This window comes from Nitrosomonas marina, assembly GCF_900111605.1.
GTDB classification, from domain to species: Bacteria; Pseudomonadota; Gammaproteobacteria; order Burkholderiales; family Nitrosomonadaceae; genus Nitrosomonas; species Nitrosomonas marina_A.
Window position 1 is genome coordinate 41,377 of sequence record NZ_FOIA01000020.1, and the last position, 21,118, is coordinate 62,494.

21 protein-coding genes are annotated in these 21,118 nt (G+C 43.6%); 6 read left to right on the plus strand and 15 right to left on the minus strand.

Going from position 1 to position 21,118, the window contains the following annotated elements; all coding sequences use genetic code 11:
- The first annotated feature begins 12 nt into the window (after positions 1 to 12).
- Positions 13 to 597 carry an RdgB/HAM1 family non-canonical purine NTP pyrophosphatase gene (gene rdgB / locus BMY62_RS10040; RefSeq protein WP_090659237.1) on the plus strand — a complete coding sequence of 195 codons (585 nt, stop codon included), beginning with the start codon at positions 13 to 15 and terminating at the stop codon, positions 595 to 597.
- 95 nt (positions 598 to 692) lie between these two features.
- Here rdgB and ybaL read toward each other — a convergent pair whose 3' ends face one another.
- The gene (gene ybaL, locus BMY62_RS10045) at positions 693 to 2,399 is read right to left on the minus strand and encodes a cation:proton antiporter domain-containing protein (protein ID WP_090659179.1); all 1,707 of its coding nucleotides are present in this window, start codon (positions 2,397 to 2,399) and stop codon (positions 693 to 695) included.
- Between the two features lie 222 nt (positions 2,400 to 2,621).
- Between ybaL and BMY62_RS10050 the strand changes: the two genes are divergently transcribed.
- On the plus strand, positions 2,622 to 4,238 hold the full coding sequence (locus BMY62_RS10050; RefSeq protein ID WP_090659181.1) for a bifunctional aminoglycoside phosphotransferase/ATP-binding protein: 1,617 nt from the start codon (positions 2,622 to 2,624) through the stop codon (positions 4,236 to 4,238).
- Between the two features lie 251 nt (positions 4,239 to 4,489).
- Here the strand turns inward: BMY62_RS10050 and BMY62_RS16505 are convergent, their stop codons facing one another.
- On the minus strand, positions 4,490 to 4,624 hold the full coding sequence (locus tag BMY62_RS16505; RefSeq protein WP_256207552.1) for a hypothetical protein: 135 nt from the start codon (positions 4,622 to 4,624) through the stop codon (positions 4,490 to 4,492).
- 91 nt (positions 4,625 to 4,715) lie between these two features.
- On the opposite strand from BMY62_RS16505, the gene rlmH reads away from it, so the two are divergent.
- The 3 genes from rlmH (at position 4,716) to rng (ending at position 7,398) form a co-directional block, all read left to right on the plus strand.
- Entirely contained in the window at positions 4,716 to 5,186 is a 471-nt protein-coding gene (gene rlmH / locus BMY62_RS10055; RefSeq protein WP_090659183.1) for a 23S rRNA (pseudouridine(1915)-N(3))-methyltransferase RlmH, read from the plus strand.
- A 51-nt stretch (positions 5,187 to 5,237) separates the two neighbouring features.
- Positions 5,238 to 5,861: a Maf family protein gene (locus BMY62_RS10060; protein ID WP_090659239.1), complete on the plus strand. Its 624-nt coding sequence runs from the start codon at positions 5,238 to 5,240 to the stop codon at positions 5,859 to 5,861.
- Between the two features lie 82 nt (positions 5,862 to 5,943).
- Positions 5,944 to 7,398 carry a ribonuclease G gene (rng, locus tag BMY62_RS10065; RefSeq protein WP_090659185.1) on the plus strand — a complete coding sequence of 485 codons (1,455 nt, stop codon included), beginning with the start codon at positions 5,944 to 5,946 and terminating at the stop codon, positions 7,396 to 7,398.
- Between the two features lie 53 nt (positions 7,399 to 7,451).
- Here rng and BMY62_RS10070 read toward each other — a convergent pair whose 3' ends face one another.
- The 13 genes from BMY62_RS10070 to BMY62_RS10130 all read right to left on the minus strand — a co-directional run bounded on the left by BMY62_RS10070 (position 7,452) and on the right by BMY62_RS10130 (position 19,839).
- Positions 7,452 to 8,438, minus strand: coding sequence for a protein phosphatase CheZ (locus tag BMY62_RS10070; protein WP_256207553.1), 987 nt, complete (start codon positions 8,436 to 8,438; stop codon positions 7,452 to 7,454).
- Positions 8,439 to 8,480: 42 nt separating this feature from the next.
- Positions 8,481 to 8,882 carry a chemotaxis response regulator CheY gene (gene cheY, locus BMY62_RS10075; protein WP_090659187.1) on the minus strand — a complete coding sequence of 134 codons (402 nt, stop codon included), beginning with the start codon at positions 8,880 to 8,882 and terminating at the stop codon, positions 8,481 to 8,483.
- 665 nt (positions 8,883 to 9,547) lie between these two features.
- Positions 9,548 to 10,468, minus strand: coding sequence for a DMT family transporter (locus BMY62_RS10080; protein ID WP_090659188.1), 921 nt, complete (start codon positions 10,466 to 10,468; stop codon positions 9,548 to 9,550).
- A gap of 310 nt (positions 10,469 to 10,778) precedes the next feature.
- A complete protein-coding gene (locus tag BMY62_RS10085; protein ID WP_090659189.1) occupies positions 10,779 to 11,969 on the minus strand; it encodes a DesA family fatty acid desaturase in 1,191 nt (396 codons plus the stop codon).
- Positions 11,970 to 12,366: 397 nt separating this feature from the next.
- On the minus strand, positions 12,367 to 12,909 hold the full coding sequence (locus BMY62_RS10090; protein WP_090659191.1) for a pseudouridine synthase: 543 nt from the start codon (positions 12,907 to 12,909) through the stop codon (positions 12,367 to 12,369).
- Positions 12,910 to 13,245: 336 nt separating this feature from the next.
- On the minus strand, positions 13,246 to 13,542 hold the full coding sequence (locus BMY62_RS10095) for a DUF167 domain-containing protein (RefSeq protein WP_090659193.1): 297 nt from the start codon (positions 13,540 to 13,542) through the stop codon (positions 13,246 to 13,248).
- A 50-nt stretch (positions 13,543 to 13,592) separates the two neighbouring features.
- Positions 13,593 to 14,168: a YggT family protein gene (locus tag BMY62_RS10100; protein WP_090659195.1), complete on the minus strand. Its 576-nt coding sequence runs from the start codon at positions 14,166 to 14,168 to the stop codon at positions 13,593 to 13,595.
- A 68-nt stretch (positions 14,169 to 14,236) separates the two neighbouring features.
- A complete protein-coding gene (gene proC / locus BMY62_RS10105; protein ID WP_177170354.1) occupies positions 14,237 to 15,067 on the minus strand; it encodes a pyrroline-5-carboxylate reductase in 831 nt (276 codons plus the stop codon).
- Between the two features lie 71 nt (positions 15,068 to 15,138).
- Complete coding sequence (mutM, locus tag BMY62_RS10110) at positions 15,139 to 16,014, minus strand: bifunctional DNA-formamidopyrimidine glycosylase/DNA-(apurinic or apyrimidinic site) lyase (protein ID WP_090659199.1); 876 nt, start codon at positions 16,012 to 16,014, stop codon at positions 15,139 to 15,141.
- Between the two features lie 39 nt (positions 16,015 to 16,053).
- Complete coding sequence (locus BMY62_RS10115) at positions 16,054 to 16,905, minus strand: DUF4340 domain-containing protein (RefSeq protein ID WP_090659200.1); 852 nt, start codon at positions 16,903 to 16,905, stop codon at positions 16,054 to 16,056.
- Positions 16,906 to 16,920: 15 nt separating this feature from the next.
- Positions 16,921 to 18,273: a GldG family protein gene (locus BMY62_RS10120; protein WP_090659202.1), complete on the minus strand. Its 1,353-nt coding sequence runs from the start codon at positions 18,271 to 18,273 to the stop codon at positions 16,921 to 16,923.
- A gap of 60 nt (positions 18,274 to 18,333) precedes the next feature.
- A complete protein-coding gene (locus BMY62_RS10125) occupies positions 18,334 to 19,077 on the minus strand; it encodes an ABC transporter permease (RefSeq protein WP_090659204.1) in 744 nt (247 codons plus the stop codon).
- A 12-nt stretch (positions 19,078 to 19,089) separates the two neighbouring features.
- Positions 19,090 to 19,839: an ABC transporter ATP-binding protein gene (locus BMY62_RS10130; RefSeq protein WP_090659206.1), complete on the minus strand. Its 750-nt coding sequence runs from the start codon at positions 19,837 to 19,839 to the stop codon at positions 19,090 to 19,092.
- A gap of 576 nt (positions 19,840 to 20,415) precedes the next feature.
- Here BMY62_RS10130 and BMY62_RS10135 point away from each other — a divergent pair.
- Complete coding sequence (locus BMY62_RS10135) at positions 20,416 to 21,096, plus strand: OmpA family protein (RefSeq protein ID WP_090659208.1); 681 nt, start codon at positions 20,416 to 20,418, stop codon at positions 21,094 to 21,096.
- Positions 21,097 to 21,118: the final 22 nt, after the last annotated feature.

Genomic DNA, 21,118 nt, shown 5'->3' on the forward strand with positions numbered 1-21,118 from the left:
TTGCTAAATGATATAAAAAAACTGGTGATAGCCAGCGGCAACCCGGGCAAGTTGCGCGAATTCAGCGCACTGCTTGATCCATTGAATTTAGAACTGTTGCCACAATCAGCATTTGAAATGCCAGAAGTTGATGAACCGTATCCTACGTTTATTGAAAATGCACTCATCAAAGCCAGACACGCCTGCCGCCATAGCGGTTTACCTGCGTTGGCCGACGATTCCGGCATCTGTGTTAACACCTTAAACGGTGCGCCTGGCGTTCTGTCGGCACGTTACGCCGGCGAACCGAAATCGGATCAGCGAAACAATCAGAAGCTGGTCGACACACTCCGTCAGGCGCCTGACCGCAGCGCTTATTATTATTGTGTCATCGTGCTGCTGCGACACGCTGATGATCCACAACCCATCATTTCAGAAGGATTGTGGCAGGGCAACATTATCTTGACTCCACGCGGCGATGGCGGATTTGGCTATGATCCTTACTTTTACATCCCGGAGCTGCAAAAAACGGCAGCTGAACTGCACTCGGATGTCAAAAACACAATCAGCCACCGGGGCAAGGCACTTGCCCGTCTGATACAAAATCTACAGCGATAAAACCCATCCGCTCTTCACAGCTTCACTGTTATATCGTGAAAAAAACATGTATTCACAGCATGCGCACTGATCAGACAGTTTCGAAAAAAACCGGATTATCTTTCCGGAATTTCACGGTCAAAACGTTTCAACACATACTGTGTCATATTTTTCGCAAGCTCTTCTTTGCCATAAAACACTGTACCGAGATTATCGCTATGCAACAGCTCCGATTCATCTTCGTTATTGGTCCGTATTACGACTTCGATATCCGGGTTTAGCGTGCGCGCGGTTTTGACCATTTGACGCACATTGATCGGATCAGGCACTGCGACAACAAGCATCGAAGCTTCTGCTATATGCGCCTGGATCAGCACTGATGGTTCCGACGCATCACCGGAAACGGCCGCCAGCTCCTGATTGCGTAAATCCTGTACACGCTCGCGTATTTGATCGACTACAATATATGGTATATCCTGCTGACTCAAAACACGGGCAATACGCTTGCCAACCTGCCCATAACCGACAATAACAACCTGTTTTTCAAGATATTTTCGTTCAGTGCTCATAGGCAGTTCGGCATACGGATCGTCGCGAGTGGCCAGGCGACGTGCGAATTCTGAATAACGGGTAATCCATCCGCTGACAGGCGCAATGACCGCGAAAGCGATCGGATTAAAGGCAATCGAAATCAAAGCACCGGCAAGCACCAGACTCATCCCCTCTACAGGTAACAGGTTAAGAGACAAGCCAAGGCCAGCAAGAATAAACGAAAATTCACCGATCTGCCCCAGGCTGGCCGCAACGGTCAGCGCTGTATTCAAAGGATAACGGAATACCAGTACCAGAGACAATGCAGCGATGGATTTTCCAACAATTATGATCGCCGCAACACCCAGTACATGCATTGGCTCTTCTATCAGCACAAACGGATCGAACAGCATTCCGACCGAAACAAAAAAAAGTACAGCAAACGCATCTCGTAATGGAAGCGACTCCTCAGCAGCACGTTGACTGAATTTTGATTCGCGCATTACCATTCCAGCAAAAAATGCGCCCAAAGCAAACGACACGCCGAATAATTCCGCTGCACCATAGGCAATACTAATGGCAAAAGCAACAACAGCCAGTGTAAACAACTCACGTGAACCTGTTTCGGCAACATGCCACAACAGCCAGGGCAGCAGACGGCGACCGACAATCAACATCAGCGCAATAAAAACAGATACCAGCAACAGTGTATAGGCTACAGTCTGCCATAATGGTGTTGCGGTAGCCGACGATTCTCCCGAATCCCCCAGCAAATGCGCAAATGAAGGCAACAGCACCAGTATTAAAACCGTAACCAGATCTTCGACAATCAGCCAGCCAACTGCAATTCGGCCGTTCATGGTTTCCAGCAGACCGCGTGATTCAAGTGCCTTGAGTAATACGACCGTACTGGCACATGAGAGCGATAAACCAAGCACCAACCCAGCTGACATATCCCAGCCCCACGATGCGGCGAGCATCATGCCAAGCACGGTTGCGACTGTCATTTGAACAATAGCCCCAGGTACTGCAATGCGTTTAACTGCAAGCAAATCACCCAGAGAAAAATGCAGACCGACACCAAACATCAATAACATCACACCGATTTCAGCCAGCTCAGACGCAATCTGCGTGTCTGCGACAAAACCGGGCGTATAAGGACCAATGGCAATTCCGGCCAGCAAATAACCAACAAGTGCGGGAACTTTCAGCTTCTCTGCAATAAAACCAAGCATCAAAGCAAGGCCAAAGCCGGCCGCAATTGTTGTTATCAGAATCAGGCTGTGTTCCATAAAATTTCCTTTTTGTTATTTGAGAACGTCAATGGTAAAGTTTACATCAGAGAGCTGCGAATTAGCTGTGACGATTGTTATTCGCTCGATAGAGTAATAGAGAGTAACAGACGCGCCTGTTTCTTACCGACTGGAAATATAATGGCGTTATGTACTAAACTTTCATAGCGGTATGGCGTACCAACCAATTATAATGTATCGCTTCCAGCGTGTGAGCCGCTTATGCATACAAACAGCAATCCTTCCAACACACTTATTCATTCAATGATGCGGGCTGAAATATACGATCATCCCGTAGAATCCATTAAACTTATTGAAACACATATTTCCTGGGTAATCCTGACTGGCACTTATGCTTATAAGATAAAAAAACCCTACAACCTTGGGTTTCTCGATTTTTCCTCCTTGTCGCAACGCAGGCAGTTTTGCCTTGAAGAGCTACGTCTGAATAAACGGCTCGCCGCCTCTGTTTACCTCGACATTGTGGCCATATCGGGCAGCGTTACTCACCCTGTTTTACAGGGGCCTGGAGAAACCATTGAATATGCAGTCAAGATGGTTCAGTTTCCTCAAGAAGCTCAACTGGATATCATGCTCGCTGAAGGTAAACTTGGTAACAAGCACATAGATGCATTTGCGCACCTGCTGGCGGAATTCCACCAAAATACCGAAACGGCCAATGCGGATACCTGTTTTGGCAGCCCTGAACATGTTTATCAGCCTGTTACACGGACATTTGAAAAAATCCACTCATGCACCCAAGTACAGCAACACAGTAGACGCCTGACAGAACTTGAAGAATGGAACAAAACCTTTTTATCGACTCATAAACAACTGTTTGAAAAGCGAAAACTTGACGGTTTTATTCGGGAATGCCACGGTGATCTGCATTTACGCAACCTGCTTTGGTTAAATGACAAACCACTCGCTTTTGATTGTCTTGAATTTGATCCCAATTTGCGCTGGATAGACACACTTTCAGATATTGCATTTCTAGTCATGGATTTGCAGGACAGACAACATCCGCAACTGGCTTATCACTTCCTGGATACCTATATGGAATGTTGCGGTGACTACTCCGGCCTGCAGGTGTTTCGTTTCTATCTGGTCTACCGCGCAATCATTCGAGCAATGGTGAATGCAATCAGTGCTGAAGAAACAGGCGTCACAGCCGAGAAAAAACACAAAGCTGAGAAAGATTGTCAAGACTATCTGGAGCTTGCACTGTCGTACGCCAGGCCCAACAAACCGGTTCTGATCATTGTGCACGGCTTATCTGCTTCAGGGAAAAGCACGCTGTCACAAATATTGCTTGAGCATATCGGCGCCATTCGCATACGCTCAGATGTTGAGCGAAAACGAATGTTTGGTTTGCTTGATAGTTCAGGCGCAATAAACAGCGATTCGAATTCCGATCACACACACAACCGGAATGAGAAACTTACACATATTTATTCGCAAAAAGCCAGCGACGAGACTTATTCTCAACTTTACAAACTGACCGATGATGTACTAGCATCCGGCTTTTCTGTGATTGTCGATGCAGCTTTTCTTAAATACAATGAACGGCGCAGCTTCTTGAAACTGGCTCAAAACCGAGAGACACCTTTCGTTATGCTATCGTTGATTGCGTCTCCCGATACGCTGCGCCAACGCATACAAGCAAGACCAAAAGGTGTCTCAGATGCCGATATTTCTGTTCTTGAACAGCAACTGCGCACAGCTGAATCCGTACACAAGGATGAGTTACCATTTCAAATAATCGTCGATACTGAAAAAAATTTAAATTTATACAAACTGACTGAGGCGATCATTGAAAAGAGCCGCCAACAACAATAGTCTTGCATATTTTAAATCGCTTGTCTTACCCTCATCTCACTCCGGCACTCAATATTCTTATTTTTTAGAATTCCTGCACAATCAATTTCCCCGTTCAAGTGAAACTAGTACTCTATCAATATGATATTGCCAGGTACAGCGTTGCCGTGGTGTTATGGAGTAAGGCACAGTACGCGGGAAAGGGTTGTTCCCTTTTCAAGTACTGTAACACGGCTGCAGGACACCACGGTAACGCCCTGTGGGTGAGCTTGTCAGCGTCCATGGGCTGCGTTGTGTCTTTTGGTAATAGAACGACTATTTCCTGCAAGACACGCCTTGCCATGAACACTGACAAGCTCACTGAACCCGGCAATACCATATTGATAGAGTACTAGGATGTTATCCATTGAAACCGTTTTAGCTCTATAATCCATTTATGATACAGGATACTTGTGTGGCCAAAAGACGGTCTGCTGAGAATTTTTTTGATTGTGATACATGAAGCTCTATATTTTTGCCGTAGGTAACAAAATGCCTGATTGGATAAACGCCGCTTTTTCAGAATATGCAAAACGTCTTTGCCAGGAAATAAAAGTATACTTGTTCGAAATAAAGCCTGAAAAACGGACCAGCGGCAAGCATAAAGAGCAGGTACTACACGCTGAATGGCAGCGTATTGAAGCAGCGATACCTGCGGGGTGTCGCATCATAGCACTTGACGAACATGGCGAACAATGGACGACTGTTCAACTTGCCAATACTATGAAGCAATGGATGTTTGAAGGCAGTGATTATGCATTTATCATTGGTGGGGCAGATGGATTACATGACGAGATTAAATCAAACGCTCAGCACTCCCTTGCTTTGTCCAAACTAACTTTTCCGCACGGACTTGTTCGCGTGATGCTCATTGAGCAACTTTATCGTGCTGTTTCACTGATTAAGAACCATCCCTATCATCGTAAATAATCACGACTTTAAGAATTGGTTATTAAAATTTTTTTTGAAATATTTATCATTATGGCGTTTCCGGAGAATAAGATTTATCTCGCATCACGCAGTTTACGAAGACGAGAACTACTAAAGCAGATTGGTGTTAAATTTAAAATTCTACTCATGCGAGAGACTTTGAGCCGTCCCAGTGACATTGACGAGACACCATTTAAGGACGAATCACCGAATGATTACGTATATCGCATTACCAGCACAAAAGCAGAAGCAAGCTGGTTGCGACTGACTCAGAGACAATTACCATTATTACCTGTATTGGTGGCAGATACCGTAGTTTCATTGGATGGCTGTATTCTAGGAAAACCAAAGAATCAGGCGCATGCTGAAGAAATGCTAACCGCACTTTCGGGCCGGTCTCATCAAGTGCTGACTGCCATCGGCATTGTTTTTAAAAATAAAACTCAAATAAAGCTGTCGACTACAACTGTCCGTTTTCGTGATATCACGCCACAGGAAATCCGCTACTGTATTGATTATGACAATGTATATGACAAAGCTGGGGCCTACGCAATTCAGGGCTTAGCCGCAGTTTTTATTTCTGAAATCAATGGTAGTTACAGTGGCGTCAAAGGACTACCGCTGTTTGAAACATCACAATTGCTGGAAGAGGTGGGGATAGAAATTTTCAAATAATGGCAGCTATGATGTAAGTGATCTTTGTTTTAATCCATTCATAGCATTATATTATTGCTGTTTGATTTGCCTGTCTCTTTCTATGGATAATGAAATTCTAATCAACATTACACCTCAGGAAACCCGTGTTGCCATTCTGGAGCAAGCTGTTACCCAGGAACTGCATATTGAACGCACCAGCAATTGCGGCATTGTCGGAAATATTTATCACGGACGTGTTAGCCGTGTATTACCGGGTATGCAGTCCGCTTTCATTGATATTGGACTCGAGCGTGCAGCTTTCTTACATGTTGCCGACATCTGGGAACCCAGTCATAACGGTCGATTGACTCAGCCCATCGAAAAATTATTATTTGAAGGAAACTATATCCTGGTTCAGGTGATTAAAGACGCAATCGGCATGAAAGGTGCACGCCTGTCCACACAAATCAGTTTAGCAGGTCGCATGCTTGTTTATTTGCCTCAGGAATCCCATATAGGAATATCGCAACGTATTGAGGATGATGTCGAACGTGAATTTTTGCGTAAAAAGTTAATGCAGGTACTGCCGCAGGAAGAATCCGGTGGCTATATAATACGCACAATGGCTGAAACTGCAGATGAAGATGATCTCAGAGCAGATATCGACTATCTGCACAAACTCTGGAACAATATTCAAGAAACCGCCATAACCGCTTCTTCTCCTATACTACTCTATCAAGATTTGGATTTGAGCCATAGAGTTCTGCGCGATTTTGTTAATGAGAGTACATCATGTATACAGATCGATTCACGAGAAAATCACCAGCGTCTGATTACATTTGCTCGTCGCTATATGCCAAACATAGCCGAACGAATCTCGTTATATACCGGCGAACGTCCCTTGTTCGATCTTTATGGCGTCGATGACGAAATTCAAAAATCTTTGGCAAAACGTGTCAATCTGAAATCCGGAGGGTATCTCATCATAGATCAAACAGAGGCATTAACCACCATGGATGTCAACACAGGTGGTTTTATTGGAGTACGCAACTTTGATGACACAATTTTTAAAACCAATCTGGAAGCCGCCCAGGTTATTGCCAGGCAACTGCGTTTACGCAATATTGGCGGCATCATTGTTATCGATTTCATCGACATGGATTCAGAAGAGCATAAAAGAGCAGTCTTGACTGAATTCAAGAAAGCGCTTTCAAAAGATCGCACACGCATGACCGTAAACGATTTCAGTCCACTTGGTCTCGTCGAAATGACACGCAAACGCATGCGTGAAAGCCTATCTCATATTCTTTGCGAGCCATGCCCAACCTGTAGCGGACGCGGAGAAATTAGAACTGCGCAAACGGTTTGTTACGAGATTCTGCGGGAACTGTTGCGGGAATCGCGGCAATTTGATGCCAATGAATTCCGCATACTCGCATCTCAGCAGGTTATAGATTTATTCCTTGATGAAGAATCCCAAAGCCTTGCACAACTTGGTGATTTTATTGCCAAACCTATCAGCCTTCAGGTTGAAGAAACTTATTCCCAGGAACAATATGATGTAATTATTATGTAGCAGTCATGAGTATGGCCAGTTGGCATCCGGTCATACTCACGAATTTACAATAATTAAAATCCCAGGCTTGCCAATAAGTCATCAACTTGATCCTGATTGGTCACTGCTTCAGATGATTTCTCAGGGTTTGTCACAGGACCATTCAGCAGCCCTTCATTGATTACTTTCTGTTTATTTGCGGGTGGCACATTTGCCAGCAGAAGTTGAACAAGATCATGCTCCAGTCGTTGCACCATGTGCGTAATTTTTTTTATCACCTGACCCGTCAAATCCTGGAAATCCTGTGCCATCATTATCTCCATTAATTGCGCATTAGTTGCATCGGTCTGCTCGGGTACTCTGTCAATAAAACTGAGTGTTTCGATCAATAACTGTTTGAATTTTTCTGTATTTGGCTGCAACCTTTGCTCTTCGAATGCGAGCTTCCATTTTTCAGAAAGCTGAGTCGCTTCCAATGAAAGCTTCTCTTGAATAGGCATGGTAGTCTCGGTTGCATTCAAAACCCGTTCTGCCGCCTGTTCTGTTTTAGTGGCTACATAAGCCAGCTTATCCTGAGCTTCGGGTACTTCTGATACAAGTGATTCTATACGTTTATCATAACCAAGTTCACGCAAACTATTATGCAGATTGCGTGTCAGGCAGCCAACCTGGTCAAGGATATTTCTATCCTCTTCATTTGATCTGGTTGTCACACCGGCGGTTTTAGAATCGACAGTTTCCTGAAGAGGATCTGTATTGATTGAATGTGACATTTCATCGACTACTTGCATCAACACCGTTTCCGGAACAACATGTTCAGACGTACCTGTATTGTTATCTATCTTCGGTGATATTATTGATTCAGTAGTATGAGCAGATGGTGCACAATTCGAATGTTTTTTACTGGAATTGTTATCATCAGAACATGGCTGTAAATTATCTTCTACAGTTATTGAATCCGCTTCAGTAGCCCTGCCCATCTCCGCAGATTCAGATACATCATGCATGTTATTAGAAGATAGCATGCCTGCTTCCTCCCGAATATGTGTACTCGTATTCATGTCTGGACTCTTTGGTATATTGTAGACTTGATATCAGTACCCTTAGGCAGATACCTTGCTTTCCATATTCTGGAAAATTTTGTTTAGTTTTTCATCAAGTACTGCGGCCGTGAAGGGTTTCACAATATAACCGCTGGCACCGGCTTGAGCCGCAGCAATAATGTTTTCTTTTTTTGCTTCCGCTGTCACCATGAGTACCGGGATTTTGCTCAATCTCTCATCAGCACGCACAGTCTGCAGCATTGTGAGTCCATCCATATTAGGCATATTCCAATCAGATACTACGAAATCATAGTTGCCATCTTGAAGTTTTCGCAATGCAGCAGCGCCATCTTCTGCTTCATCCACATTAATAAAACCAAGTTCCTTCAACAGATTACGAACAATTCTGCGCATCGTTGAAAAATCATCTACAACCAAGAATTTTAAATTTTTATCTGGCATTCTGTACTCCAATTAAACTCGGGTTCAAACAATTTACGTTTATCCATGAATCAAAATCGACAAAGCGCATGTTCATTTACCCATTTATCGGCAAATCATTTAGAAACTTAACAGAGACTGCGACAGTAGCATGGTATTGTTGGTGTCTGGTGCTTTTAGTATCACAGGCAACTAGTGCTCTTTCAATATGATATTGTCAGGTACAGCGTTATCGTGATGTTATGCAGCAAGGCACAGTACACGGGAAAGGGTTATTCCCTTTTCAAGTACTGTAACGCGGCTGCAGGACACCACGGTAACGCCCGGTAGGTGCGCTTGTCAGCGCCCATTGGACTGTGTTGTGTCTTTTGGTAATAGAATGACTATTTCCTGCAAGACACGCCTCGCCATGAGCGCTGACAAGCGCACTGAACCCGGCAATATCATATTGATAGAGTACTAGGTTTTAACGGACACACGTTTTTATTGATGATTAAACACAACAACGGCGCAGCTACTGGGCCGATCACTGGCTGATCCACCGGTATCACAACAATTTGCCAAAAAGCTACGCTTGATATTTTATTGTGAATCATGATTCCCTGTTTACGAAATATTTTCTAATCATCTCTTGATTGTAGTGACAATTGTAAAACTGCTTGCCTGAACAAATTCTGAATAGTCCATTAACGACATGGTTTTGCAACACCTTGTGAAGAAGCCGGATTCAGTTTTGCAGAAAACAAACCGCTTGAGATTATCATGCCACCTCCCACAATTTCCTTCCATGTTAGCGTTTCAGCCGCAAGCACATAGGATGCTATTGCAGCTACTACCAGTTCAAACATCAAAACGATAATTGCCCGATTTGCTGGCACGTATGTCAACCCATACTGAACTACAATACTTAAGACAAACATCAATATGCCAACTGACAGCAAAACCATCCAGCTTTGCAAATTAATTTCTGAAATAACGGGCGGCAGCGCTAAAATAAAACTGCAGCCAAGCCCTATTACAGTCGCGCCAAGCCAGATAGCAATTGATTTAATTTGAATTGAATGCGACTGATCCTTACGAATGAGCACATTAACCAACGCATACATAACGCCACCGAGTAATCCCATCCAGTCACCGTAAGAATCAGGCAAGGGAACAAGTGCTTCTGGCTGCCAAAGCATGACTATTGCACCGGCAACTGAAAGTGCCATAACAAAAAACCCTTGCGTACCTAGTTGTTCGCTCAGCAGTATTCTGGCAAAAACAGCTGTCCATAATGGCGCTAAATAAAATAATAGAAGTACGCGGACAATTTCTCCATGAATAATGGCGAGAATATATGCGACATTTGCCCATCCAGCAAAAAAACATATCCAAAACAATAAATGGGCATCTTCATTAAAAATATTGGCATTTCGAATATTTTTATAAAACAGAACCACACCCAGTACCAGGGCGATCAAGTAAGTAAATGTTGTTACAACCACACCGCTTATCCCGGCTTGTTCCAGCGCACGAATTGGATACCAGACCAAACCCCATATAAAAGCACCAAATATTAAAGCCGCAATGGGCAATCGCATAGATCGCTTGTTTGTATGCAGCATTTATAAATTCTCAATAAAAATAAGAAACGGGAATTTGAACGGAATGATTTGTTTGACAGCTATTAATTATTCAAAAGTCTTTAAGATAGTTTCAAACAACAAATATAAAAATTGATCCTGAAAATACGAATTAGTCATTCTTATCGAGCACAAACTACAGATACAAAAAAACCCGTCTGATAACGGGTTTTTTTGTTTTCGACGACTATACTTTTTCCAGTTTAATTCACAAAATCACAGAACGTTGGTCTTGAATCTTCGTACAATCATTTTGTAATTTAAACAATCAATAAATAGCATTATTGATTACTTAAGCGTAACAACGCAAACGTTGAGAAAAAGATCTTAATACTTCTATACCGCTTTCTTCAGCACGCTTACACCAGTCTTCCAACTGTTTGACCAGTTCATCTTTTGATGCTGTAGAGCGTTGCCAAATCTCAATCAATTCTTCTCTCATATTATAAATTGTATCGAGGGTTTTGGTTTTACTAAGAACTTGACTGAGAGTTTCACGCTCATGCGCCTGTAGTGTTTTTGCATCAGCCAGGAGCCAGCGTTTTAGTGTTGATTTATCAATATCGTAATGCGAAATTGACTCTTTCAGATGAACAATTTCTTCTGCAAAGGCTACCTTTAGTGATTTTGAATATTTGGCAAGAACTTCATAGCGATGAGAAATTACTGCGTGTAATGTATCCAGATCACATTGTGTCTTCTCTCTATTAAATCTTAACTTGGGTGCAACTTTTTTAACTTTCGCCAGCCCCATCATTTCCAGTAGCCGTATATACAACCATCCAATATCAAACTCATACCACTTATTTGACAACCGGGCTGATGTTGCATAAGCATGGTGATTGTTATGCAGTTCTTCACCACCGATCAGAATACCCCATGGCACAATATTACGACTCGCATCTTCCGCCTGAAAATTACGATACCCCCAGTAATGTCCTACACCATTAATTACACCAGCAGCGAAAAGCGGCGTCCACATCATCTGAACAGCCCAGATGGTTAACCCAATCGGACCAAACAATATCACATTGATAATCAACATCAATACAATACCTTTTGCGCTGTGTTTACTGTATATATTCCGTTCCACCCAGTCATCCGGCGTACCGTATCCGTAGCGTTCCAATGTTTCTTTATTTTTCGATTCAATCCGATATAGTTCTGCACCTTCGGTCAGAACTTTTTTGATACCGTATATCATTGGACTGTGTGGATCATCCGGCGTTTCGCATTTGGCATGGTGTTTACGATGAATCGCTGTCCATTCTTTTGTCACCATTCCAGTAGTCAGCCAGAGCCAGAAACGAAAAAAATGGCTGGGGATAGGATGAATATCCAGCGCCCTATGGGCTGAATGCCGATGTAAATATATTGTAATACTGGCAATTGTAATATGCGTTAGAACAAGTGTAACCACAACATATCCCCACCATGGCATATCTACAACACCTGAAATTAAATTGAGAAAATCTGAAATCATAAAAGATCGTCCTTCTTAAAACCTGAATCCTGTATACAAGTTGATAGTAGAAATTTTAATAACAAAAAAATTGATTGCCCAGATACCAGCTGGTTCTTGAAACATGAATTACAGCTCAAACATGGCAATTCAAATTATACAAATCCAGTTGTCAACAAGTATTCTTTTTAATCTTTAATACCTGTAAGCGTATTTAATAATTAAACCACATTCCTTCTGTCAAACTGATTGACATTTAACATGCAACATCTTAACACTTTAATGACAGCGACTGTCAAAATTTGTCACATGAATTTAACCTATTCTAAATCCTATCCATGGAAAAAGCGAACCTATAATTTAACCGAGCCACTAACAATTCAATCTGCAAAACAGGATCATAAAGCACTGACAAATATTAAATATGGCATAAACGCCAACTGCCGGTTGCCAGATCATCCAACGAATAATCGCCGATCGCAAACCGAATCAATCTCAATGTCGGATGTCCAACTGCAGCAGTCATTCGCCGTACCTGACGGTTTTTTCCTTCGTGTATAATAAGTTTTATCCAGGCCGTAGGAATATGTTTGCGAAAACGTACTGACGGTGTTCTTGGCCACAGATTTTCTGGCACACTCATCAGTTCAGCCTTAGCCGGTTGCGTTTGATAATCCTTAATCATCACCCCTCGACGCAGTTGCTGTAGAGCTCTCTTGCTCGGTATACCTTCCACCTGGGCCCAATAAGTTTTGGGCAGCTTGTATTTCGGGTGGCTAATCCGGTTTTGCAGACTCCCATCGTCAGTTAATAACAGCAAGCCTTCACTGTCAGCGTCCAGACGACCAGCTGCATAAAAACCCGGCAGAGATATATAATCTTTAAGCGAACAGTGGCCAGAAACCGCAGTAAACTGACAAACTACCCCATAAGGTTTGTTAAACAATATCAATCGTGACATCAAATTGACTACTGAATCTCATCAGCAGTATCAGCAAGCAAAAAGCCCTTAACATACTCAGACACCTGGCTGTGAGCAGATCTGATGAAAGTGCATCTCTACCACAAGTCCAATTAACAGTAACCAACAAAAAAATTAGACTCTCACCTGACCCCAGCGTTCACACAAAAAATCTAAATCATCACACAATGCGATCATTGTTCTTTTAAGTTCTCGAAAAAAGGCTGAAAAGACACGAAAGCAATAGCGAATTTCATTAATAACCCACACTGCCACCTTTATTACCTGCTTCGTGCCCTTATCGGTCAATTGCCCCATCAGATTATAAACAAACACTTACTGTTGTTGAGCCTGAAGCGCCATATCTGGTGAATACCTGGGCTCCAAAATCAGCACAACCTTTCGCCTGGATGTCGCCCCATGCTTTAGCACGACCTGATTTCGCGGCACACCGAAACATTTTGCAAGGTATTTCATCAGTGCAGCATTTGCTTTTCCTTCAGTCGGTGCGGCCGCTATCTTTATTTTTAATGCATCGCCGTGCAACCCTGAAACCTCGGTCCGTTTCGCTCCAGGCTGTATATACAAAGTTAAAGTACAATATTGTTTGCTTTCATACTGATACCAGGCCATAAAAGTCATTAATCACAATATTAGTCTGACCATGATGAACTGACAGCGTTTTAATCAAGTATTGTCCTGATTTCCATATGAACGCCGGCCACGACCATCAGCAACAATTGGATAACAATCAGTACAAATAATGGCGAAAGATCCACATTGGCAATTGGCGGAATACGACGTCGAAAGACTGATAAAAATGGTTGCGTGAATGTATTAAGCAAAGGTGCAATCGGACTATAGGGGTTGACCCATGAAATAATGGCCTGGGCTATTATCATGAACAACACAATGTAGAGTGTCATCTTGATAATTTCAACCATTCCCAGCAAACCCATTACGGTTCCCGCAGAAATCATATTTGAACCGAAATCAAATCCCTGATACAGATACACGGTTGAGACAATAATGCATTCTAACAACCATGCCAGAACCAGTGTAGACAAGTCCAGTCCTTTCCAGCCGGGTATGATACGACGTGCAGGCCGTACAATAAAATCTGTTACTGCGATCAAAAACTGCACAATATTGTTGTAATATGGAACCCGTAACAACTGAAAATAAAAACGAAGCAATAACGCCAGGGAAAAAAGACCTAAAATCGTATCTATCAGGAAAATCATAATCTGGTTAGTCATCATTCGTTCCCTTTAATTGTTATTTGCGGTTGCATACATACTGCTCTTAATATCTACCTAATATCAGGCTATTGTTGACCGAATTCATCGCTCATCTCGCGTGAACGTGTATTGGCAGCAAAAACTGCAGCAATAATTCTGTTTTGTAGATCGTCTGCATCCATTGTTGCAATTGCCTGTTCCGTGGTCCCACCTTTCGATGTAACTCGTGCCCGCAATGCAGCCACATCATCATTTCCTGCGTTTGCAAGTTTGATTGCTCCCTGAAATGTCAACAATGAAAGCTCTCGTGCTTCTTCCCTACTTAAACCTAATTTTATCCCTGCTGCCTGTATGGATTCAATAAAATAAAACACATATGCTGGTCCGCTACCGGAAATCGCCGTGATGGTATGCAACATGTCCTCGTCATCCACCCATAACGTCGTTCCAACTGACTTCATGATAGACTCGGCAGTGCGTTTGTCCTGATCATTGACTTCTGGCGCTGCATAGAGCCCGGTTACACCGGCTCCGACAAGAGAAGGTGTATTGGGCATGGCGCGCACAACCCGCTGATAACCACCCAGCCATCTTATTAAATCCGAACTGCGAATACCCGCCGCTATTGATATCACCAATTGCCCACCCAGCAATCCTTTCATACGTTGAGCCAACTCCTGCAACTGCTGTGGTTTAACCGCAAGCATAATTACATGAGAATCACTGTTCTGCGTATCTGATGAAAGACCATCGGTCATATCTGCTAAAGCTGTAATGCCAAACGTAGCTTGTATTCTGGCACGAGCTTCTTCATTAATTTCAATCACACCGATCTGTTCAGTGGAAAAATCTTGCTTCAACAACCCGCTAATCAAGGCGGATGCCATATTACCACCACCAACAAATGTTATTTTCATTATCCGTTTTCGTAAAAGTTAAAAAGAGTTGTACGTTTGATCTTTTTAAAACAGCGGTAGAATACGTTCTACTACTTTTGACAAACCGGGCAGTAAAAACTGGATCGTTGTACCTGCTTAATCTGCTTTATCTGCTTGCCACAGTGCCTGCAAGGCATTCCCGCACGACCATATACCCAATATTGCTGCTGAAAATAACCCGGATTGCCATCGCTGTTGACAAAATCGCGCAAACTGCTGCCGCCAGCGTCTATCGCATTTTGCAATACGGATTTTACATTTTGCACAAGTTTCTCATAACGTGAAAGCCCTATCCTGCCAGCGGCTGTACGCGGACTTACCTTCGCATGAAATAGCGCCTCATTAGCATAGATGTTACCCACGCCAACAACCACCTGATTATTCATTAAAAATGTTTTAATAGGTATTTTACGACCCCGCGATAATTGGTACAGATATACTGCGCTGAAATGGCTACTGAACGGTTCGGGCCCCAGATGACTGAATAAAGTATGTCGATCAACACAACCTGGATGCCACAAAATAGCACCAAATCGACGCGGATCTTTGAACCGCAGGACACTGCCGTCTACCAGAATCAAATCAAAATGATCATGTTTGCCCGGAGGATATCCGGATTCCACACTTTCAATTTTCGCCGATGCTTCTGTTACTTCTTTTAGCGGTTGATTATCGGTTTGCAGCATTCTCAAACTGCCAGACATGCCCAGATGAATAATCAAAGTACCCTTGTCAAAATTAAGCAAAAGATATTTCGCTCGTCTTGTTACTGAAACCACCTTCCGGTCCTGCAGTTGAAACGGCAATTCCCTGGGAATCGGCCAGCGCAGCTTTGGCTGCCGGATAATGACTTGTGAAATACGCCGTCCCTCGAGATACGGCGCTATACCCATACGCGTAACTTCAACTTCAGGTAATTCTGGCATGATAAATTGCCTGTTCCAGATTCCGCAATTTTTTCCGGACTACTCTTGCCCGATACCAGCAGGATTAAGCAATTGCCGGCTTACTGAATCTGTAAACAAATAACCAATCTGTTCGTTTGCGCGGTAAAATACCACTCTGGAGGCATCATCAACTGCTGTGATGACAACGTTTCGTCCATCCTTAAAATCAATTTTTGCAACCACCTTGTCATCAGCATTATGCTGCGGTTTGATCATCAATTCGATGGCCCGGCTATCGCGCCATAGTTGAACCCAGCGTTCGAGTGTATCACCATTCTGATTGATTGCTTTTTCGGGATCAATCTGCCAGGTACCGTTTTGATAGTTAACCGACATATCATTCAATTCAAACCTGACCGGCAGTTCATCATCCGACATCAGTGTTGAATTAATCAATTCCAGCGGATTCAAAGGTATCCATATAGCGTAGCGTGGAGAAACCAGATACACATCGCCATTGATAGCCAGATACTGCTCATTCGTAACCGGTGCAAACCCACCAAAAGCAAAGTAATCGTCGTCAATATACAATTCGATTACAGGCTGGTCCAGATTGAAGCGCTCAACATCTTTTAACGGAAAGCGTTGCCGACTGTTTGCAGTCAAAACATTCAATAGCTTCTCAATAGCTGTGGCATCTGCCCGGGCAAATACCGGTGCCACCATATACCAACCATCCATCATTCGCTTGAGCTCGATTTCCTGTTCTTGCCGCACAATACGAATTGATTGTACAGATTCAGATGTTCGTACAGAAACCTGGAACGCTTCATCATTGTCGGATTGAAATTGCGGTGTCAAATAGAGAAAAATTGCCAGTCCCACAATGGTCGCCAGCATAATCAAGTTAATCTGTGAATGATACGTCATAGTATTTGTTGACTGTTACGTCATTTTTTTCCTGCGCCACCAGATGATGACGCCGCATAACAAAAAAACCAAGGGTAGAACAAGCAAAAAGAAAACCACAATCACAGTCAATTCGATGTCGGTCAACATCAGATGACTATCCAGCGTCGCGCGTGGTTGAATGGTGATCATTTCTTCATCGCCGGACAGCCAGTTGAAAAGATTAATCCCAAAATCCAGATTATTTCCGTTACCCAGATACATGTTGGCCAGAAAATGACCACTGCCCACAACGATCACTCGTTGCTCCCGGTCATTGGCAAAACGCGATAGCGCAGCCGCGATCGTTACCGGACCTTTCGCGTCTTCCTGCGGATTGAACGTATAATCATCATCAGAACCATGTTTTACCCAGCCATTATGGGCTACATCGACAAGTGGAACAACGCGCCATTTTTCATTCTCAGCAAAATTGATCTGGCGCGCGAAAGGAAAAACTGTTATGTAATTAAATCCATGTGTGATCGCATGTTTTCCATAACCGGTTCCCAGCGCAAACGTAGCGGGCGCCTTTAGCTGTTCAGCCTGCGGGTCGATAACCACACCCGGCGTCAAAATCAAATGCAGTTTTTCGGCCAACGGTAATAGTCCCCGCAATGATTCGCGATCAATCAACCACAATAAATTTCCGCCGTTATCAATATATTCGAGCAGTTTATCTACCTCGCCAGGCAGCAAATCAGTTTGCGGCGACGCAATCAGCAGCATATCGGCATCGGACGGAATATCAGGCGTCACCGTAAGATTCAGCGTCTCGCTGACAAACCCATTCACTTGCAGTTGCCGTCCAAATTCACCTAAGTCATAGTTGGCCATGCCGTCCAGACTGCGTTCCCCGTGACCAGTTAGCGCCAGAATGAGCTTTTCTTGCGGGCGCGACAGTCTCAGAAGCGTCTGCGTGAATGCCTGTTCATTGATTGTTGTCAAACGCGCCTGCTTGTTCTGATATTCAATGACCAGTTCTCCATTGACTTGCACACCAGCTTCTCTGGCTAAATCCGGCTGTTCAGCGGGGTCTATAAACGTCAACGAAATATCTGGTTTGATACGCTGATATAGCTGTACAAAGTTATGAATAATTTCCCGCACATCGCCAAATTCCACATGCTGCTCTGTAACGTATGCGGTCATATGCACTGGCGATGTCATTTTATCAAGAATCCCGATGCTGGTCTGGCTCAATGTATTGCGACCATTCTGGCTGACATCCCACTGCGAACGTATTTCCGATGCAAGAAAACCAAGCAGACTAAACAACAGCAGCAGCAGAAACACAAAAACGCCGTGCTGTATTTTTAATTGAAAACGGAAGGATTTATTTGTGCGCATCAATGTAGCAAATCAAAATGGCTATCGTGGCGATTATTTGTTTGTGTATCAGGTATCCCATTATCCATGCAGTCGCTCACCATCCAGGCGTCGAATGGTCAACACCAGGAAAAACGCGGTAAATAATGCACAATACACCAGACTGTAAGTATCCACCAACCCATTATTAAACAGTTCAAATTGCTTGAAAATCGAAAAATAGTAGATCCAGCCTTCATGATCGCTGATAACGAGATCTACCATCCAGAAACCCAGCATTACAGCCAGCATGCCGATAGCGGCAACTACTGGTTGTATGGTCAGGCTGGAAATATAGAGCCCCAGCGCGACAAAACAGCAAATTAACAAAAACAGCCCAAATGCTCCACTGATTAGCAAACCCAAATCTAATGTGCCGCCTGCAAGCAGCGTAAGAAACATCGATACAATCAAGCTGACAACACCCAGAAAAAAAACAGTAAGTCCAAGAAATTTTCCTAAAACGATTTCAGTGATTGACACAGGTGCTGAAAGCAACAATGTGAGTGTATTATTTTTTCGTTCTTCTGCGAACTGCCGCATCGTCAATAAAGGCACCATCAATAACAGTACAACTGCAGATAACGCAAAAACAGGTGTGACGATTATCTCAGTAAAGCCCGGTGGATTGGCAATTTGCATTAACTGGGGCTGCAGCTGCAAAAAAGCATCCAAACGCCCCAGAAAAAACCAGGCAAACAGTAATTGCACCGATGTCAGCAACAGCCAGGCCAACGGTGAACAAAACATCATATACAACTCTTTACGCGCTATAGTAAAAATCATACCGTTATGGATTCAGTGGGTTGTTGTTAGCGTATTTTGTGTCAACCGGGTAAATTCAGCTTCCAGATCAGCGCCTTTTTGTTTGAAATCTGCCAACATTTCATTCAGGACCATGCGTCCCTCGTGCATGATTTGCACCCGGTCGCAAACACTTTCAACTTCAGACAATATGTGCGTTGAAAGAATCACGCTGCGCGATTCACCAAGATCCCGGATTAATGTACGCATTTCTCGCATTTGATTAGGATCGAGTCCAACCGTCGGCTCGTCAAGAATAATGATGTCCGGCTCGTGGATAATCGCCTGCGCGATACCCACTCGTTGCTGCAATCCTTTTGACAGATTACCTATCAAATATCTACTACGGTCAGCCAGACCACAACGTTTTTTGGCCTCTTCAACCGCCTGCGCAACCCACTGTTTTTCTATACGATGAAGACGTGCGGCAAAACGCAGATATTCATTCACTGTCATATCAGAATACAATGGTGGCATCTCGGGCAAATACCCAATATGCGCCTTGGCTTTTTGAGGCTCATCCAGCAAATCAACACCACAAACCTCAATACTGCCACTGCTTGGAGCAAGGTTGCCAGTAATCATCCGCAACGTCGTAGTTTTGCCGGCTCCATTTGGCCCCAGCAGCCCAAGCACCTCACCTTTTCTGAGCTGTAACGTTAAATCCCGAACGACTGCCCGCTCACCGTAGAACCGTTGAATATGTTGCGCCGAAAGTGTCAGGTACTCGCGTTCATCTGCCATTGGCATACTCTCCCAAAGTAATACAGTAAATGGCAATCAAACAAACCGGTTTGCAATTGAATGATTGAATAATTGGTTTTCGTTGAAATTGATATGCTGAATGTTACGATACGTTTTCTTTTTTTTCTATTCTAATTCTATAGTAAAAATCCATGATTTAATCGATAAACGCATAACAAACCTGTAGACTATTATTGCTAAAATACCGAATATTTACTCAAGCTGTCACGACTATCCCACAACCGCTGACTGTCTCTTGATTTCCGACTTTATTGCAATATACCTGCGACTAAACATAGTACTGTATGATTATTACGACACAATAGTACGACACCAGCATGGGAACTGCTTTGCACGTGCACTATATCAATTAAACAATCTTATTAAATTTCAATGCGCTAACTTTGTTGTTGCGGAAAAGCAACACCCGTATTTGACAAGTATCTGTATATAAATTCATAATCCCGTCAGCACATCATACGTGAAACGAAAACAATGGTGGGACGGCCTTTTGTTATTGGAGGCACCAGTAACAAATAATTAAATCTGAAGTTTTCACTTAAAAGGGATAACAGCATGAATAAATTGTCAGCCAAGAAAAAACTGATCGGAATGGTTTTATTACCAGCGTTCTTCACCGGCACAGTCGCAGCGCAGGCAGATCCGATTGATCGATATGAAAGCGAAACCGAAAAAGCCGTAGGTTATGCGGTTGAAGATGAAAATGGCGTAGTATGGCGCAGTTCAACAGACCTGGGCAACCACTGCTGGCGCACGGGATACTGGGATGAATCCTTGGCTGTTGTAGAAGGTTGCGATGGTTATGAAAAGGTAGCTGAAGCAGCACCGGAGCCAGAGCCTGCTCCTGCACCGGTAGCACCACCTGAAAAACTGACTTTTTCAGCTGATGCATTATTCGATTTTGACAGTGCCGTCCTGAAACCAAACGGAAAAGTCGCACTGGATGAATTTGTCCGCGGTCTCGAAGGTATTAATTATGACGTAATTGTTGCAGTCGGACATGCTGACAGAATCGGCAATCCGGACTACAACCAGAAACTGTCAGTACGCCGCGCAGAGTCTGTTAAGTCCTATCTGGTGTCGAAAGGCATACCTGACAACCGCGTCTTTACCGATGGCAAGGGTGAAACGCAGCCTGTTACCGGCACTACCTGCGATGGCAAGGCAGGCGCTGCACTCAAAGAATGCCTGAGACCGGATCGTCGTGTTGAAGTCGAAGTTGCCGGCACACGATAACCACATGGCCTGAACAAGGCAC